This is a genomic window from Microbispora hainanensis (assembly GCF_036186745.1).
In the GTDB taxonomy this organism is placed as follows: Bacteria; Actinomycetota; Actinomycetes; order Streptosporangiales; family Streptosporangiaceae; genus Microbispora.
In genome coordinates this window covers 4200871-4218124 of record NZ_CP108086.1, presented here as the reverse complement: position 1 = coordinate 4218124, position 17254 = coordinate 4200871, and the positions used below count along the sequence as shown (strand labels likewise).

Below are 17254 nucleotides of genomic sequence, written 5' to 3'. Positions count from 1 at the left end.
GCGCGCGTACGCGTGTCACCAGGGGTATCGGTCACCGAGTCTACGGCCAACCGTCTGACGTGCGGACTCCGTTGTCCACCAAATGGACATATTGGGCGTCACCTTAGGGAACCGTCGGCCGCTTTCGCTAGGGTGGAGCAACCTTTTGACCAACGCTGTGAAGGACGAGGATTGGCCCACCTGACGGGCATGGAGCCCCAGCCCCGGCCGCGGATTCGCCACAACGACTACTCTCCGCTCACGCCACCGCCCATCGGCGAGTGGACGCCCACGCTCAGCGCGAGTGTCGTCATCCCCGCGCACGGCGGGCAGCACCGCCTCGACCTGACGCTGGCCGCGCTGGCCGCGCAGACCTATCCCGCGCACCTCATCGAGGTGATCGTCGTGGACGACCGCAGCGACCCTCCGCTGCGCCTGCCCGACCTGCGGCCCGACAACACCCGCGTCGTGGTCGTGCCGCCCGGCGGATGGGGCGCCGGACACGCGATGAACGCCGGCATCGCGGCGGCCGAGGGCGAGATCGTGCAGCGTCTCGACGCCGACATGGTGATCTCGCGGGAGCACCTGGAGGCGCTGTTCCGCTGGCATCACCTCACCGACTATCTCGTCACCATCGGCGGCAAGAAGTTCGCCGAGGAGCCCGCCCTCACTCCGGCGCAGGTCCACGAGGCCGTACGGCACGGCTCGCCCGAGGACCTGTTCGACCCGTCCGCGCTGGTGTCCAGCTCGACCGAGGAGACCATCCGCCGCCTCGACGGCCTGCGGGCCAGCAAGAACCCCTACCAGGTGTGCACCGGCCCGACGGTCTCCCTGCGGCGGGCCCTGCTCGACGACGTCCGGGGCTTCGATCCCGAGGTGGTGCGCGGCCAGGACACCGAGTTCGCCTACCGGCTCGCCCAGGCGGGGGCGGTGTTCGTTCCCGACATGGAGGCCCGTGCCGTGCATCTCGGCCTGCCGGCCCAGCGTGGCGAGCACGGCAAGTCGATCGTCCGGCTCGTCGAGACCCACCTGGCACACCGGGTCCCGCTCCGCCGTGACCTGCGCAAGGAGCCCGGCCGGCGCTGGCTCGTGCCGTACGTGGAGGTCGTCTTCGACGTCACCGGGGCGGACGAACGGGCGATCGTCGCGGCGGTCGACGCGGTGCTGCGCGGCACGCTCACCGACGTCGTGGTCACGCTGGCCGGCCCGTGGTCGTCGCTCGACGGCGGAGGCAGGTGGGCGCCGGGGACCGGAGCGTTCGATCTCGCCCTGGTCAAGGCGGCGTTCGGGCACGACGCGCGGGTGCGGTTCGCGGACCAGGCGGCGCCGACCGCCGCGCCCGTCCCCTTCCGCTACACCGCGCCCGTCGGCAGCCCTCCGGCTCCGGCCCTGCTGGAGCGGGCGGTCAAGGCGATGCTGGAGGAGCGCATCGGCCTGCTGGTCCTCGACCTGCCCGGCGGAGGCACGGCCACCCTGGAGCGGACCGAGGCCGTCGCGCGCGCCCGCCGGCTCGCCGCGCCGGGCGAGGACCCCGCCGGCGTGATCGCCCAGACCCACGGCGTACGGCACGCCGCGGCAAGCGAGTTCGAGACGCCTCCCGCGGCGGCGGCGAAACCGGCCGTGCCACAGGCCGCGCCGAAATCCACCCCGCCGAACGCCGGCAAGCCACAGGCCACGGCGAGCCCGAAACCGGCCGCGGCCCAGGCCCCGCGACCGGAGGCGGCGGCGCCGCGCCGCCGCGGCCTGTTCCGCCGCTCCTGACCCGCAGCGCCCCGGATCGCTGCCCCGCCCTGAGCGGTGGCGGGGGCGGGGTCAGGTCTTCTTGAACGTGAAAGGGCGACGCAGGCCGCGGGCGATGCCGCGCAGGCCCCGGGTGCGGTGCAGCGCCGAGACCTGCCCGCGCAGCACCGAGACCTGCCGCCGCAGGGTGCCCATCTCACGGCGGAACTCGACGGCGGACTTGCGCCACCGCCCGGCCTCGCCGCGCCATTTGGTCACCTGTTCCCGCAGCCGCTCGACCTCCTTGGTCAGCCGCTCGACCTCGGCCTCCGCCTTGACCCGCTTGCGATAGGCGGCGCGCGCGCTCATGAAGGCCGGAGCCTCCTCGGCCGTACGGAAGCCGAAGGTCTCGCCGTCGACCCAGTAGACGCCGAACATCTCGTCGACGGCGTCGTCGAGGTCCTCGCCCTCCTCGGCGACGAGTGCGGCGCGGGAGAACGCCTCGGTGCGCTCCAGCCGGGCGGCGGTGACGCCCTCGGCGTTCTCGGCCAGGAGCACGCTCACCAGGCCGCGTTCCCGGCCGCGCAGCACGTCGAGAAGCCGGCCGAGACCGTCCTCCTCGGGCACCCAGCCGGGCGGGATGCGCAGGCGGTAGGGCGACTGGGTGTCGGGCACCGTGGTGGCCAGCCGCACCCGGCCCTCGTGGGTGTAGTGGGCCCGCAGCAGCACGAGGTCGAGGTTCGGGTCCTTGAGCGGCGCGCGCTGCTCGGGCGCGAGCTCGTCCCACGGGCCGGTCAGCACCACGGCGAGGTCGGTCACCGTGCCTGCCAGCACGCCGTCCACAGTGGCCCTGACCTCGTCGTACGACCCGGCGGTGGCGTCCACCAGGACCTCCACCTGCGGGACCTTCCACTGGCGGGAGGGATGGGTGCGCAGCCACCGATAGCCGGGCACCCGATCGGTCACCAGGGCGTGGCTGACCCGGCTGATCGGCGCGCTGTCGCGCATGCGCATCGACGGGCCGAGGTGATAGGCCCTGGCCTGCGGGTCGGGGATGAAGACCGCGCCCGCCTGGGCGAGCCGGTATCCCATCTCGGTGTCCTGGCCGAGGATCATCTCCGGGTCCATCGGCCCGGCCCGCTCGAACAGCCGGGCGGAGACCGACGACGCGCCGCCGATGTGGATGCTGAACGGCCGCGGCGAGTTGACCAGCCCGTCCGACCGCTCCACCAGGTCTTCGATCCAGGCGTGCGGCTCGGCCGGCTCGAAGAGCTTCGCCAGGTCGTCCGTACGCGCGACGTCGGCGGGGCCGGGCAGCGGGGCGGTGGTGAAGCGCAGGTAGGAGGTGACCGACAGATAGGGCGCGAGGTGGTGCCAGCGCATGTGCGCCTCCACCTCCTCCGGCTCGGGCACGACGTCGGAGTCCATCCAGTGGATGACGTCGCCCGTCGCGGCGGCCAGGCCGGTGTTGCGGGCCCTGGCCCGGCCCGGCGCCGCGCAGACCAGCAGCCGCGTGTCGCGGGGCCGGATCTCCGGCAGGCGCAGCGGCGGCTCGGTGCCGTTGTCGACCACGATCACTTCGAGCAGGTCGGCCGGATATGTCTGCCTGGCCAGCCCGGCGAGCGTGAGATCGAGCTTGGCCTGATCGGCGTAGGCGGGGATCACCACGCTGACCCGCAGACGGGGTGTCCACGACGACCCGAGGGCCGGCGGCCGAAGGACGGTGTAGTCGTTTCCCCTTATGCGTGGCGTCATGGTGCTTCCAACATCACACTTGGGCGAAAGCCGCGCCACTGGTTCGCGGCTACTCGCAGGAAGTGGGCAAGAGGAAGGTTCCAGGTGTGTTCGGCGCCGACCGATCTCCGTAGGACGTAGCCCAGGCCGTGGGTGCGGTAGACCCGGCCGCCGGCCGCCGCGACCGCCCGCAGGAGGTGCGCGTCCTCGCCGCGGTCCAGCTCCCCGAAGCCGCCGGCCTGCTCGAAGGTCTCACGGCCGAGCATGATCGTGCCGCCCGCGACGTGGTCGGCCCACACCTCGCTGCTGTAGTCGACGCGGCGGATCGTCGCGTCGAGGGGCTGGAGGTAGAAGAACTCCGGAGCGGTCCCGACCAGCTCCGCGCCGGAATAGGCCATGGTGAGCAGCAGGTCGGCCAGGTGCTCTGGACCGTACCAATCGTCGTCGTCCCACTTGGTGACGATGCCGGTGGACGCCCGTGCCGCCGCCATGTTGAGCACGGCCCCGAGCGGCGCGTCCGGATCGGCCTCGACGACCGTCATCGGGTGGGGGAACTCCGCGAGCGCCTCCCGCACCCGCGCGGCCGGGAACCCGTGCAGGGCGACGATCGCCTCAAGGCCGACGCCGCGCTGGCGGGCGAGCTGCCGCAGCGCGTGGGCCACGTAGTGGGGCCGCCGCGTGGCCATGACGACGGTCACCGGGGCGAGGCCGGTGCCGACGCCCGCGGCCCGCAGCGCGTGCCTGCGCAGGCGCACGCTGTGCTCCTCCCTGCGCAGGTCGGCGACCGAGTCGGGCCTGCCGTCGTCGGCCTCGGGAGTCCAGGCCGTGATCAGGCCGGCGAGCACGGGATCGGCATCCCGCACCCACCCCGGCGGGTCCTGGCCGGTGAGCGGCACCCCCGCGGCGGCCAGGGCGGCGACCGCCTCCAACGCCCCGGCGGCGGGCCGCTCCGGCCACTCCACGCGAAGCCCGCGCAGCGGCCGGAGGGCTGCGACGTCGTCGGCCTCCGGGGGGACGGCCAGCGGGCGGCCTCCCACCGACCACCGCCCGTCGTCCCAGGACAGCGTCGCGGTCTCCTCGGTCGGGCCGCGCGTGAAGCCGTACGGCGAGCAGATGCCGGTCGTCACCGTCACGGTGTCCCTCCTGCGCGTCCGTTTACAGGCTCGTCAACTTGTATCAGCCGAACCTTGTGAATCCCTGTGACCGTGAAGGTCACCTGACCACTGGCTGTGACGCGGCGCGACGGGATCACGGCACGGGCGACACTCCCCCGCCGACCACGTCGCCCATCGTCCGCACGTCGATCTTCCCGGCCTTCCGCTGCTTGGCCACCCAGTCGATGAAGGCGGCGAACTCCTTGGGCGCCGTCGCGTACTGGTCCCGCGGCTCGTTCTTGATCTCGTGGAAGACGAAGGTCACCATGCCGGGGTCCTTCTCCTGCTGGGCGCGGGTGACGAACTCGCGCAGCGTGCGGGCGGTACGCGGCAGGCGCGACTGGCTCGTGGCCCGTACGGCGGCGGGGTCCGCGGGCGGGATCGTCTCGGTGACCGGGCAGGCACGGCAGCTGTCGGGCCGGTAGAGGCCGTTGATGTCACGCGCGCTGTTGTAGCCGCAGCCCATCGCGATCCGCTTGCTCGACTCGTCGATGGCCCCGAACGGATAGGCGAACGAGCGCACGGCGAACCCCATCTTCAGCAGCGCCCGCCTGTCGTCGCAGATCTCCGCCTGCTGGGCGGCGTCGAACGCCTCCGGCAGATGCGGATGATGGAGGGTGTGCCCGCCGATCTCGTGGCCCAGCTTCGCGATGGCCCGCACCGCGGCCACGCTCAGGAAGCCGCGTTTGCCGAGGCGGCCGCTGTTGACGTAGAAGGTGCCCTTGAGACCGCGCCTGCTCAGCATCTTGGCGACGGCGAGGTGGTCGACCGTGCTGTCGTCGAAGGTGAGGACCACTGTCGGCACCCCGGCCGCCCGCGCTCCCTGTTGTGTCACGTGCGCCGGGACGGCCGATCCTGCCGCCGCGACGGCAGTGTGCTGGAGTCCCGCGATCGACGCCGCGGTTAGGAGACAGGCCGGAATAAGTCTCTTCACCGTAAGTCGCATGGAGAAGAACTTTACTCACTCACGGCAACCGCTCTTGAACGCGATGTCCAACCGTAATGAAACGGTCCACATCGCTCAGCCCTTGCCACGAGCGCGCTCGAACAGTGCGACGGTGAGGCCCGGCAGCTCCGCGGAATGCCAGGCCGTCGAAAGACGGTATCCGGCCGCGCGTACGGAGGCCACCCTTGGGATCTTCTTTCCCGTCAGCCCGGCCTGCTTCGTCCCCCGCCAGACCACCCAGACCCGGCGGTGCCCGGCCAGGGCCTCGGCCAGGTCGTCCCGCTCCACGTATTCGAAGGCGGGGCCCTGCCCCTTGAGAAGCACGTCGTCGGGCAGCTTCTCCCGGCCGTAGTAAACGAAGCCGGTGCGCAGCCGGCTCTGGCCGTACACGATGGCGTCGCCGGGGCGCTCCCGTGCCTGGATCACGCCGAGCGCGCCGGGGAAGTCGTCGTAGTGGCCGTTGCGCTGCCGATAGTCGGCCTGCGCGGGCAGCCCCAGCGCCGCGACGGCCAGCACGACGGGCACGCTGACCAGCGCGAAGGGGACGGGGGCCAGGCGCACCGAGGCCAGCGCCACGCCTGCCGCCAGGGCCAGGGCAGGTGCCGCGACGAACACGTAACGGTCCACGTAGGCCGGGGTCACCAGCATGTCGACCATGAGCAGCAGCACGGGCGGGAGGACGAGCCAGCCGCCTGCGAGGACGCCCCAGGGCACCGACCTGCGCAGCAGGATCACCACCCCCACGACGGCGAGGGCGAACAGCGGCGGCCCGGCGAGGTCGGAGCCCGCCGCGTGCTTGGGGAACTTCAGCAGCACGTCGGGCCCGTGCGGCGCGATCCAGCTGATCGCGTGGCGCTCGCCCCAGCCGACCAGCGCGAGGATCGCGAGGGGGACGCACCCCACCGCCGTCGCGGGAACGATCCTGGTCAGGAACGTACGGCGGGGCAGCACCAGCAGGGCGGCCAGGAACTGGGCCGGGAGCACCAGCACCGAGAACAGGTGGGTGCAGCCGAGGAGGGCCACCGACGCCGCGTACCAGCGGGTCCGGGAGCCGGTGGGCGCCTCGGCCACCCGGTGCAGCGTCCACGCGGAGATGACGGCCGCCGCCGCCGCGAACGCGTACGGCCGGGCGTTCGCGCCGTGGTAGGACACCGACGGCAATATGGCGAACAGCGCCGCGGCCAGCACGCCCGCGCGGGGACCGGCCAGCCGGCGGCCGAGGTCGGCCAGGAAACCCGCCGCCACCCCGGCCGCGAGGGCCGAGGGCAGGCGCAGCCACCACTCGGCCTCCCCCAGCCACGACCAGACGTGGATGAGCAGGTAGTAGGGCAGGAAGTGGCCGTCGATCTGCTGGACGAGCCCCCACAGCCCGCTCAGCGGCCGGGCCACCGCGGCGCTGTAGGTCGCCACCTCGTCGGCCGACAGCGACGCCGTGGTGCCGGAGATCGCGACACAGGTGGTCAGCAGGCCCGCGAGCAGCGGTGTCCAGCGAGGCCAGTCCTTCGCTTCGGCATCCGCCCGGTGAGTGGACGTCCGGACCGCCTCGCCCGTAACCACGCTTCCCCCTACGAATCTGATCATTTCGGCGACGTCAAAGGACATCGAACACGCACTGGCGCGCGGATCGGCGGGCCGTTATCCGATCGAGTCGTTGCCCGCGACCGCCCCGCCTTCCGGACATGCCGGGCTCCACCGTACGAGATCTCGGCGGGGACTCCTCACGGAACTGTTTGATTGTTATAGTGACATGCAAACAGTTTGGGAGGTGGCTCGTGTACGACTCCCCCCAGCACCACGGCCCTCAGCAGGACGCCGCACGACCGCCCCTGGGAGTGCCTCTGCTGCCGCTCGCGCCGGGCCGGCGGGCCGTCTACGCCGCGTCCGCCTGGTATCCGCGCTCGCTCCTGCTGGGGGCGGCGATGCTCGCCTTCGGCTGGTTCGGGCTCTTCAACCTCTCCCGCTCCTGGTAGGGGGCGACGCTCATGGCGCTGATGGGGCTCGCCGCGATCCTCTCGGCGCGCACCCGGCTCCGCATCGACGGCGGCGTCGAGGTCAGCCTGCCGGGGCTCGGCGGCCTGCGGCGGGTCGTGCCGTACGACACGGTGCTCTTCGCGTCGGTGCGGCCGGAGGCGTCCGGCAGGGGGCTCGGCATAATCGGCGGCAGCAGGGGGTGGGGATACGTGAGCGGACGGGAGCCGGTGCTGGCGCTGCGGCTCCCCGACGGGCGGGAGTTCCTGTATTCGACCCGCGACGCCGAGACGGCCGCCGCGCTGGTCAACGCGTCCCTCGCCCGCGCGAGGGGAGACGCCGGGTGCTGATCGTCGTCGATCCGTCCTCGGCGCAGCCCCTGGCCGACCAGGTGGCGGCCTCGGTGCGCTCGGCGGTCGCCAGGGGTGCGGCGGGTCCCGGGGACAAGCTGCCGTCGGCGCGGGCCGTCGCCGCCGCGCTCGGCATCAACCTGCACACCGTGCTGCGGGGCTACCAGCAACTGCGCGACGAGGGCCTGGTCGAGCTGCGCCGGGGCCGCGCGGCGACGATCACCGATCTCGCGGCCGAGGGCGGACGGCTGCGCCTGCGTGAGGCCGCCGAGGCGTTCGCCGCGGCCGTACGGCATCTCGGGGCCTCCGAGGAGGAGGCCCTCGACGCGGTCCGCAGGGCCCTGGCGCAGCGCTGACCCGCCCCTCGCGCAACGTCCAGGACGTCCACGCCACCGGGCCGATCACGCGCTGTCGGGTCACGCGACCCTCGCCGCCGGGCAGGTCTGGCACCTTCACGTCGGGATGGTCAGACACCGCTGGGCTGGTCACGCGGGCTTCGCCGTTACGCCGGTCAGGCGGCTTCGCCGTTACGCCGGTCAGGCGGCTTCGCCGTCCAGGGGGCGGCGGCGGAAGCGGCGAAGGTTCATGACCAGCAGGATCGCGGCCGCGATGGCCGCGGCGGCGCAGGCGGCGAGGACCGGCACACTGGGATCGCCCTTCGCCACCGCCCGTTCCCCGGCCGCGGGGAAGGTGATCGTCCCGGTCGTCGTACGGCTGACGCGGCCGCTGCGCACGATGAACCGGAACTTCCAGGGCCCGGCGGGCAGGTCGTCACCCAGCAGCACGGCCACCTGACCATGGCCGCCGGGAGGCAGGGTGGTGGCGCCGGCGCTGCGGAAGGGCCCGGCGCTGAGCGCGCTCGGCCCCTCCGACAGCCGCACCTCACCCTCCAGGTCGACGGCGCGCTCCCCCGTGTTGCCGACCTCGGCCACCAGCCGGGGCCGTCCGTCGTCGGTGCGCCCGGCGGTCACCTCGCCGATCCGGAAACTCGTCGGCGGATCGCCGCCCGGGCCCACGTCCAGGTAGGTGCGGACGCCGACCCGGTTGACGAGCGCGATGTTGCCCGACGGGCCGGGCGAGGCCGAGGAGATCTCCGCCCAGATGACCGCGTACCGCTCGCCCTTGGACGCCGTGGGCGGCACCGCGACGGTGGCCGTCACCGGGACGTGACCATGCGGCGGCACGTCCACTTCCGTACGGTCGAGCGTGATCCAGGAGGTCAGCTCGTTGCCGGCACGGCCGGGGGCGAAGGTGAACCCGCCGTTGCCGACCCGTGCCGCGGCGGGATACACCGTCACGTGCCGCGGCTCGGATGAGGTGCTGAAGACCTCAAGACGCCGGGTGAAGGTGGTGCCGGGGTTCACGTGGTCGACGATGAACGCATGCGAGCGCGGGTCGTCCAGCCGGTTCTCGGGGATCTCCAGCAGCCGGATGCCGAACCGCCCCTGCTCTCCCTCATGGTCGTACGCCGCCGCCGGTGAGACGGCCGCGGCGTACGACACGAGCGCGAGCAGGCCGGAGGCGATGATCCTGCGGGCTGTGCGGTCAGGCAACGGAGTGGTTCACCGTGCCGGTGTAGGTGCCCGCGACGGCCGCGTCGGGGACGTTGACGACAAGGGTGGGGTTCCACGTGGCGGAGTTGTTGCCGGAGCCGGTCGTCTTGCTGAACGCGGTGCGCGTCTCGTCGAGCGACTCGGCATCACCCGCGTCCTCCTGTCCCGGCACGAAGGTTCCGGTGCCGGTCGTGGCCGTCGCCGCGCCGGACCAGTAGAGGACGTCGCTGTTGGGGATGGTCTCCGGGGCGGTGCCGCCACCGGTGGTGAAACCTCCCGCCGCGGCCGACACCGTGGCCACCCATGTCGCGGTGAGCGCGGCTCGCTCGTCGGACACGGTGACCGCGCCGAGCTGGCCGCTGATGGGGTCGCCGGGCACGCCGCTGCCGGTGCTCACGGGTCCGTCCGGCACGGTGATCGTGAGGCCGTCAGGGGCGTTCACGGTGAAGGTCATGGTCGTCGGACAGGTGGTCGACTCCGGACATTCCGCCGCCCCGGCGGGTGACGTCGTGGACGCGACCATGAGCGCCGCGACCAGCGCCAGTCCTGCGACAGCCGCCGCCGGTGCGGCGACGCTCCTCTTGCCCATCTGCCGATCTCCTCCATCCGTGCGGTGTCCCCGTTAAGGCATTACGGGTGACATCCTGGCTGGTCAGAGGCGTGCGGCAGGGTTATTCCGCCGGTGTCTGGAGACCCTTTGTGATCAGATGACGACGGCCGGAGACGCGCGGCCCGTCGTCCACGGTTGCGGCTGGTTATGGCGTGGCGGCGGCAAGAGCCCGTGCCGGGGGCCTGCCGTATGCCGCTGGAGCCGCCGCACGGCGACGCGGGACCCGTACGGGCATGATCGGCAGACGTGACAGGGACTCCCGGGTGGAGCACCCGGGAGTCCCTTCAGCGCACGTTTCCGCCTTCGGTGTCAGGGCGTGTCGTCGCCCTCGACCCGCATGACGCTCGCGACCGCGCGGACGATGTTCAGGTCGCGCAGGTCCTTGATCGTGGCCGACAGGGCGGCGTCGCTGGCCCGGTGGGTCACCAGCACGAGCTGGGCGTCGTCGCCCCGCCCCTCCTGCCGCACCGTCTGGATCGACACGTCGTGCCTCGCGAAGATCTCGGCCACCCGGGCGAGCACACCGGGCTTGTCCGCGACGTCGAGCGACACGTGATAGCGGGTGATGCTGTCGCCCATCGGGTGGACCTTGAGATCGGCGTACGTCGACTCCTCCGGCCCGCGCGTGCCCGCGATGCGGTTGCGCGCCACGGCCACGATGTCGCCCAGCACGGCGCTGGCGGTCGGCGCGCCGCCCGCGCCCGCGCCGTAGAACATGAGCCGCCCGGCCGACTCGGCCTCCACGAAGACGGCGTTGTACGCCTCGCGCACCCCGGCCAGGGGGTGCGACCTCGGGATCATGGCGGGGTGCACCCGGACGCCGACCGTCTTGCCGTCGTCGGAGCGGGCGCAGATGGCCAGCAGCTTTATGACGTACCCCATGCCCTTGGCGGAGGCGACGTCGGCCGCGGTGATCTCCGTGATGCCCTCGCGGTGCACGTCGGCGGCCGTCACCCGGCTGTGGAAGGCGATGCCGGCCAGGATCGCGGCCTTGGCTGCGGCGTCGAAGCCCTCGACGTCGGCGGTGGGGTCGGCCTCGGCGTACCCGAGCGCCTGGGCCTCCTCCAGGGCGTCGTTGAACGAGGCGCCGGTGGAGTCCATCTTGTCGAGGATGTAGTTCGTCGTGCCGTTGACGATGCCCAGCACGCGGCGCACCCGGTCGCCGGCCAGCGACTCGCGCAGCGGGCGCAGCAGCGGGATCGCCCCGGCGACGCTGGCCTCGAAGTAGAGGTCGGCGCCGTTCTCGCGGGCGGCCCGGTGGATCGTCGCGCCGTCCTCGGCCAGCAGCGCCTTGTTGGCGCTCACAATGGACTTGCCGTGCGCCATGGCGGCGAGGATCAGCGACCTGGCCGGCTCGATGCCGCCGATCACCTCGACCACGATGTCCACGTCGTCGCGGGTGACCAGGGCCTCCGCGTCGGTCGTGAGCAGGGCGGGGTCCACGTCGGTGTCCCGCTTGCGCCCCAGCCTGCGCACGGCCACGCCGGCCAGCTCCAGTGGGGCGCCGACACGGGCGGCCAGGTCGTCGGACTGCTCGCGGAGCAGGCGCACGACCTGCGAACCGACGACGCCGCAGCCCAGCAGCGCGACCCTGAGCGCCGGTTTGGCCTTACTCACGATGCCTCCTCGCTTCGCCGCCGGACTGCTCGGGGCGGGCGGTCACAGCTGCCCCCTGAGCAGGTCGTCCTCGGTCTCTCTGCGGATGATGACCCGCGCCTGGCCGTTGGACACCGCGACGACGGCGGGCTTGGGCAGATAGTTGTAGTTGTTGGCCAGCGACCGGCAGTAGGCGCCGGTGCCGGCGACGGCGATCAGGTCTCCGGGGGCCAGGTCGCCCGGCAGGTAGAGGTCGCGCACGACCATGTCGCCGCTCTCGCAGTGCTTGCCGACCAGGCGCGACAGCATCGGCGCCGCCTGGCTCACTCGGGAGGCGAGCACGGCCGTGTATTCGGCTCCGTAGAGGGCGGTGCGGATGTTGTCGCTCATCCCGCCGTCCACGCTCACGTACGTGCGCAGGCCCTCCACGTCCTTGACCGTACCGGCCTCGTACAGGGTCACCCCGGACACCCCGGCGATCGAACGGCCCGGCTCGACCGTGAGCCGGGGCACGGGCAGCCCGGCCGATTCGCACACCTTCGTGACGATCTCCCGCAGGCTGTCCGCGATGACCTTGACGTCCAGGGACTCGTCGCCCACCACGTACGGGATGCCGTATCCGCCGCCGAGGTCCAGCTCCGGGAGCACGACGTCGTGCTCCTCCTTGATCTCGACCAGCAGCCTGGCCAGGCGGCGGGCCGCGACCTCGAACCCGCCGGTGTCGGTGATCTGCGACCCGATGTGCGAGTGCAGACCGACCAGTTCGAGCTGCGGCAGCGCGAGGATGCGCCGCACCGCCTCGGCGGCGGCGCCGCTGCTCAGCGACAGGCCGAACTTCTGGTCGTCGTGGGCGGTCGCGATGAACTCGTGGGTGTGGGCCTCGACGCCCACGGTCACCCGGATCATCACCTTCGGCCGCACGCCGTGCTTGTCCGCGAGGAAGCCGAGGCGGGCGATCTCCTCGTACGAGTCGACCACGATGTGGCCCACGCCGACCTGGACGGCCCTCTCCAGCTCGGCGAGCGACTTGTTGTTGCCGTGCATCGTGATCCGCTCGGGCGGGAAGCCGACGCTGAGCGCCACGGCGAGCTCACCGGCACTGCACACGTCGAGGCCGAGGCCCTCCTGGTCGATCCAGCGGGCGACCTCGCGGCACAGGAACGCCTTGGCGGCGTAGTGGACCTCGCCGTCGTGGAAGGCGGATCGATACTCACGGCAGCGTGAGCGGAAGTCCTCCTCGTCGATGACGTACAGAGGCGTGCCGAACTCCTTCGCCAGGTCGCGTACGTCGATTCCGCCGATGGTGACGGCGCCGTCGGCCCTGCCGGACGTTCGCGGCCAGATGGCCGGTTCGAGCGCGTTGAGGTCAGCGGGCACGTGCTGCGGACGCTCCTCTGGCAGTCCGGCGGTCACGGCGACGATAGATGAAGCGGCGTGCAGGTCGCCGGCTGGGTGGGCGAATCGACTCACCCGAACGAGGCTAGCCGACCCTGCGATTCACTCGCGCCTGCTGTTCACCCTGCGAGACGGCCCGGAAGGAAGATATTCAGGTCCGCAGGTCGTTGACGGCATTGCTTCCGGCTATCGGCGGGTTTGACTCAGATTTTGCCGGGCGGGGTGACACCCAGCTCCACCAGTCCCTCGCCGAGCACGAGGCGCACCGCCTCCCCCATCCGCACCCGGGCCGCGTGGACCTCCGACGGCGGCTCATCGCCCATGGGAATCGGGGACGCGCGCTCGACGGCGGTGTGGTAGGCCTCGGCCAGCCGTTCGAGGTACGCCGCCCATCCCGGGTCGCGGCTCTCCCGCCTGCTCGGCAGCTCGGCCAGCACCCGCAGCACGGCCCGGTCGAACGGGCCGTCGAGCAGCTCGGGCCGCGCCGCCACGCCGGTCCGCACCCCCAGATCGCCCGCCCATCGCCGTACGGCTCCCGCCCGCACGTACGCGTACCGTACGGCGAAACCGGGGTTGTCCCAGGTGCGGGGGAAGTCCGGCCACGGCGCCGCGTGCTGCGGGGACACGGCGGCCCCCGGCTGCGAGTGCACGGCTCCCGGTCGGGGCACGGCGACCGGGGCGGCTCCCGGCCGCCGGGGCGAGGCCAGGACGTCTTCGACGATCCGTCCCGGCGTGGCGACGCCGATGACGAGGAAGCCGTTCGGCCGGACGTCCACCCGACGGACGCCGGGCACCGCGCGCAGCCGGGTCGCGAGCCGCTCCGCCGCCTCGGCAGGGGACTCCGCCGTTCCCCCCGGCACCGCCGTTCCCCCCGGCACCGCCGTTCCAGACAGCGCAGACGTTTCAGGCAGCGCGGACGTTTCAGGCAGCGCGGACGTTTCAGGCAGCGCCGCCGCTCCTCGCAGCGCCGCTGTTCCGGGCAGCGCCGCCGTTTTACGCAGCGCCGTTTTACGCAGCGCGGCCGTGGAGACGAAGCACGCGTCCCGCTCCCACGATCCCTGCGGCACCGGCGCGGCGCCGAGAACGCCGCGCAGCTCCTCGATCATCACGCTGCCGGGACGGCTGTGGTGGTCATCGCGGCCAGTCTAGGCCGACCTCGCCGGTGAGGTCAGAGCAAGGCGAGGGGCTCGGCCGGGACGAATCCCTCCATGCGCGCCGAGCCGAGCAGCGAGCCCTCGGCCGAGTCGCGGACGCACACGTAGGAGTAGCGGTCGGCCGAGTAGACCCGCACCCCGTCCGTACGGCACTGCCGCATCAGGACCTCACCCCACTCCTCCGAGACGTCGCCGAAGCCGAGCTCGGTGAGCACCTGGCGGCGGGCCAGGACGGTGCCCCCGGCCACCTCGGGGAGGAACCGGTGCTCGGCCTCCGGCTGGCGCAGCAGGGTCGCGCCGGTCGCCGGCAGGTGGGCGTAGAACGACGCCTTCCCCAGCACCTCGGCGTCGGTGGAGGCGAAGTGGCGGACGAGGTCGGCCAGGTAGTGCTCGCCGTACAGGTCCCTGGCATCGAGCACGGCCACGTAGTCGCCGTCGGCGAGCCGCACCGCGCGGTCGAGGGCGGCGCCCCGGGTGATCGGCTCGCCCGTGGTGCGGACCACGACGTCGATGTCCGGGCACGACTGGCGGACGGTCTTGTCCACCAGGCCCGCGTCGAGGCCGTCCGCGACGATCACGATCTGGCCGGGCCGTTCGACCTGACGGGTGATCTGGGCGAGCAGGCGGTCAAGCTCCGCAGGGTCGGAGACGGCGGTGATCGCCGAGATCACGCCGCTGCCGCGCACGCTCGGCACACCGAGGGTGTCGAGGATCGGGTCGAGCAGCGGGGTGACGCTGGTGCGGGCCCGCCAGGCGAGGTGGGCCTCCCTGGCCAGCCGTCCCTCGTCGGCCATGAGGATCTCCGCCGCCGCGAGGATCTCCTCGCCCTTGGCCCCGGCCCGCACCTGGAGCACCGGGGTGCCGCAGGCCGCGACCTCTCCTATCACCCTCGGCTCGGCGTCGGCGCCCGCGATCACCAGGGCCGGCCGCCGGTAGGCCGTCAGCACGTCGTCGTACGACGTCTTGTCGTCGCCCTGCCCGGCCAGCGGCTGCCAGGCCGCGCCGCCGGCCGGCGGGGTGACCGTGCCGAGGGTGACGATCTCCCCGGTCCTGCCGCCCTCGGCGGGGATGGGGTTGTGCACGCGCGGCTGGATGGCGTGCGGGAGCACGCCGACCCGCTCGTGCCGCAGCGCGGAGCGCCACTCGCGGGCGCGGGCCTCGGTGGTGGCCAGCACGTACTCGAAGTGCTCGGCCGCAGGGACGGCCCGCGACACCGCGCCGCCCGAGTGCCAGAAGACCGTCTTGATCCCCCGCTTGTGGCAGGCCGCCACCAGGTCGCGCAGCGCACGCGTCTCGCCCGCCAGCGCCTCCAGCCAGCGCCCGCCGTTGCCCTGCCGGGGGCCGGGCCGTACGGACTCGACGAACAGCACGTGGGGCTGCTGCTGGTCGAGCATGGCCTCCCAGTTGTCGGGGCCGAAGTTGGTCACCAGCCGCCACTCGTAGCGCAGCAGCGCCTCGGTCTGCCGGTCGACGATCGCGGCCACCGTCATGTACGGCCGGGCCGTCGGGCCCTTGGGCACCGTGAACGACTCGGCGAGCGGCGCGGAGACCTGCGGGGCCTTGGGCTCGGGCGCGGCGGGGGCCGCCTTCACCTCGGGGACGGCGGGGATCTCCGGCTTGAAGTCCGAGCGCTTGGGCGCGGGGCGCTTCCTGACCGGCGCCTTGAGCGTCCTGGCCACCGTGCCGGGGTTCTTGCTGTGGATCGCGTCGCCGAGCTTGATCCACCGGTTCTCCTGGAGCGAGGCGAGCTTCCAGTTGGCGACCTCGGTCTGGTACTTCTGCTCGGCGAGCTGCTTGGCGAGCTGCGCGTTCTGCCGCTCGACGGTCTTCAGCCGCGCCTCGGCCTCACGCATCTTCGTCAGCGCCTCGGCCTCCGAGCGCGCCGCCTCCTCCAGCCGACGCTGGTAGTCCGTGATCAGCCGGGCCAGCTCCGCCGCGCCGGAGGCCCGCTCCACCGCCTCCGCCAGCGCCTGCCGCAGCGCCGCCGGGTCGCTCCGCTCGGGCTGTACGGCTGCCGGCTCGCTTAGCTCGCTCATAGGGGGTGACTCCGCGGTAGACCTTCAGGACCAGAGTCACAATATTCGCAGAACGCCCTGATCGCTCTCAGCTGGAGCCGAGACCTCGTGCACCTCGTCCGCCACATCCCTCGGCGACCAACGGCTCACGTACCCCGCGACCGATTCACCACGTGCCCTGCGACCGATTCACCACGACACGCATGGAGACGATCGAGCTGTGGCCGTTCTCCCAGGGGGAGATCGACGCCACCCCGGACAGGTTCGTGGACGCGATCTTCGCCGAGGGCGAGAACCTCCATCACACGTCCTCGTTGTCGCGTGCCGACTATGCCGAGCGACTCGTGCGCGGCGGCTTTCCCGAGGCGGTGACCCGGACGAACCCGCGCAGACGCGAGCGCTTCTTCGACTCGTACGTCTCCGATCTGATCGCGCGGGACGTGAGCCGGCTGTCCGAGATCGAGCGGATGGCCGAGATGCGAGCCCTGGTGCGGTCGGTGGCCGCCCGGTCGGGACAGTTGCTGGTCGCCAGCGCGCTCGGAGCGGACATCGGACTGTCCGGGAGCACCGTCAACCGCTACCTCGGCCTGCTCGAAGAGGTCTTCCTGATCAAGCGCATCCCCGCCTGGTCACGCACCTCAGCAACCGCGCGGTCGGCACCCCCAAAGTGGCCCTCGTCGACTCGGGCGTGGCCGCCAACCTGCTGGGCGCCGACGCGAGGAGCCTGGTGCGGCCCGACGGCCAGTTCGGACCGCTGCTGGAGGGCTTCGTCTCATGGAGCTCGCCCGGCAGCTCACCTGGTCGGACGAGCGGGTGGAGCTCTTCCACTACCGGACCAAGGACAAGGTCGAGGTCGACGCGGTGCTGGAAAACCGGCAGGGCCGCGTCGTCGGCGTCGAGGTCAAGGCCTCCTCCACGGTCCGCGCCGACGACTTCCGCGGCCTGCGCCACCTCGCCGACCGCCTGGGCGACGACTTCGTGGCGGGGATCGTCCTTTACACCGGCACCCAGACCCCCTCCCCTTCGGCCCCCGTCTGCGCGCCATGCCCGTCAGCGCCCTGTGGCCAGGGCTGAAGCGTTC

Annotated in this window: 15 protein-coding genes and 1 pseudogene; 6 read left to right on the top strand and 10 right to left on the bottom strand. The window is 72.5% G+C overall.

Translation table 11 applies throughout. The features are described from left to right. Positions 1–171 precede the first annotated feature (171 nt). On the top strand, positions 172–1740 hold the full coding sequence (locus OHB01_RS19780; RefSeq protein ID WP_240971310.1) for a glycosyltransferase: 1569 nt from the start codon (positions 172–174) through the stop codon (positions 1738–1740). Between the two features lie 51 nt (positions 1741–1791). Here the strand turns inward: OHB01_RS19780 and OHB01_RS19775 are convergent, their stop codons facing one another. The 4 genes from OHB01_RS19775 to OHB01_RS19760 all read right to left on the bottom strand — a co-directional run bounded on the left by OHB01_RS19775 (position 1792) and on the right by OHB01_RS19760 (position 7089). Continuing rightward, positions 1792–3453, bottom strand: coding sequence for a glycosyltransferase family 2 protein (locus tag OHB01_RS19775; RefSeq protein WP_142647159.1), 1662 nt, complete (start codon positions 3451–3453; stop codon positions 1792–1794). Next, positions 3450–4565: a glycosyltransferase gene (locus OHB01_RS19770; RefSeq protein WP_205830106.1), complete on the bottom strand. Its 1116-nt coding sequence runs from the start codon at positions 4563–4565 to the stop codon at positions 3450–3452. Before OHB01_RS19770 ends, OHB01_RS19775 begins: the two co-directional genes overlap by 4 nt. Before the next feature lie 115 nt (positions 4566–4680). Next, a complete protein-coding gene (locus OHB01_RS19765) occupies positions 4681–5391 on the bottom strand; it encodes a polysaccharide deacetylase family protein (RefSeq protein WP_168065840.1) in 711 nt (236 codons plus the stop codon). Positions 5392–5607: 216 nt separating this feature from the next. Beyond that, entirely contained in the window at positions 5608–7089 is a 1482-nt protein-coding gene (locus OHB01_RS19760; RefSeq protein WP_260617206.1) for a glycosyltransferase family 39 protein, read from the bottom strand. 215 nt (positions 7090–7304) lie between these two features. Between OHB01_RS19760 and OHB01_RS19755 the strand changes: the two genes are divergently transcribed. From OHB01_RS19755 to OHB01_RS19745, 3 genes are read left to right on the top strand one after another with little or no spacing between them, the layout of a single operon-like run. Continuing rightward, positions 7305–7502 (top strand): hypothetical protein, encoded by a 198-nt coding sequence (locus tag OHB01_RS19755; RefSeq protein WP_142647162.1) that lies wholly within the window; start codon positions 7305–7307, stop codon positions 7500–7502. A 12-nt stretch (positions 7503–7514) separates the two neighbouring features. Next, positions 7515–7850, top strand: a complete 336-nt coding sequence (locus OHB01_RS19750) for a hypothetical protein (RefSeq protein ID WP_142647163.1) — start codon at positions 7515–7517, stop codon at positions 7848–7850. Further along, complete coding sequence (locus OHB01_RS19745) at positions 7844–8206, top strand: GntR family transcriptional regulator (protein ID WP_147944381.1); 363 nt, start codon at positions 7844–7846, stop codon at positions 8204–8206. Before OHB01_RS19750 ends, OHB01_RS19745 begins: the two co-directional genes overlap by 7 nt. A 180-nt stretch (positions 8207–8386) precedes the next feature. On the opposite strand, the gene OHB01_RS19740 is transcribed toward OHB01_RS19745, so the two are convergent. The 6 genes from OHB01_RS19740 to OHB01_RS19715 all read right to left on the bottom strand — a co-directional run bounded on the left by OHB01_RS19740 (position 8387) and on the right by OHB01_RS19715 (position 16194). Beyond that, positions 8387–9403, bottom strand: coding sequence for a peptidase (locus OHB01_RS19740; protein WP_328710809.1), 1017 nt, complete (start codon positions 9401–9403; stop codon positions 8387–8389). After that, positions 9396–9992, bottom strand: coding sequence for a hypothetical protein (locus OHB01_RS19735; protein WP_328710810.1), 597 nt, complete (start codon positions 9990–9992; stop codon positions 9396–9398). The genes OHB01_RS19740 and OHB01_RS19735 overlap by 8 nt, the downstream gene beginning before the upstream one ends. A gap of 330 nt (positions 9993–10322) precedes the next feature. Beyond that, on the bottom strand, positions 10323–11630 hold the full coding sequence (locus tag OHB01_RS19730) for a homoserine dehydrogenase (protein WP_142647167.1): 1308 nt from the start codon (positions 11628–11630) through the stop codon (positions 10323–10325). 42 nt (positions 11631–11672) lie between these two features. Beyond that, positions 11673–13079 carry a diaminopimelate decarboxylase gene (gene lysA / locus OHB01_RS19725; protein WP_185948957.1) on the bottom strand — a complete coding sequence of 469 codons (1407 nt, stop codon included), beginning with the start codon at positions 13077–13079 and terminating at the stop codon, positions 11673–11675. A 128-nt stretch (positions 13080–13207) separates the two neighbouring features. Next, entirely contained in the window at positions 13208–14110 is a 903-nt protein-coding gene (locus OHB01_RS19720) for a hypothetical protein (RefSeq protein WP_328855856.1), read from the bottom strand. Positions 14111–14172: 62 nt separating this feature from the next. Beyond that, a complete protein-coding gene (locus OHB01_RS19715) occupies positions 14173–16194 on the bottom strand; it encodes a glycosyltransferase family A protein (RefSeq protein WP_142647168.1) in 2022 nt (673 codons plus the stop codon). Positions 16195–16376: 182 nt separating this feature from the next. Here OHB01_RS19715 and OHB01_RS39930 point away from each other — a divergent pair. Beyond that, positions 16377–16757: pseudogene (locus OHB01_RS39930) on the top strand (hypothetical protein); the annotation flags it as partial. Between the two features lie 190 nt (positions 16758–16947). Continuing rightward, positions 16948–17247, top strand: a complete 300-nt coding sequence (locus OHB01_RS19705) for a DUF4143 domain-containing protein (protein WP_328855789.1) — start codon at positions 16948–16950, stop codon at positions 17245–17247. Positions 17248–17254 lie beyond the last annotated feature (7 nt).

Coding starts and splice junctions, on each gene's coding strand:
- OHB01_RS19715 (WP_142647168.1), bottom strand. CDS start 16,194: ATGAGCGAGCTAAGCGAGCCGGCAGCCGTACAGCCCGAGCGGAGCGAC.
- OHB01_RS19705 (WP_328855789.1), top strand. CDS start 16,948: ATGGAGCTCGCCCGGCAGCTCACCTGGTCGGACGAGCGGGTGGAGCTC.
- OHB01_RS19735 (WP_328710810.1), bottom strand. CDS start 9,992: ATGGGCAAGAGGAGCGTCGCCGCACCGGCGGCGGCTGTCGCAGGACTG.
- OHB01_RS19775 (WP_142647159.1), bottom strand. CDS start 3,453: ATGACGCCACGCATAAGGGGAAACGACTACACCGTCCTTCGGCCGCCG.
- OHB01_RS19720 (WP_328855856.1), bottom strand. CDS start 14,110: ATGATCGAGGAGCTGCGCGGCGTTCTCGGCGCCGCGCCGGTGCCGCAG.
- OHB01_RS19750 (WP_142647163.1), top strand. CDS start 7,515: ATGGCGCTGATGGGGCTCGCCGCGATCCTCTCGGCGCGCACCCGGCTC.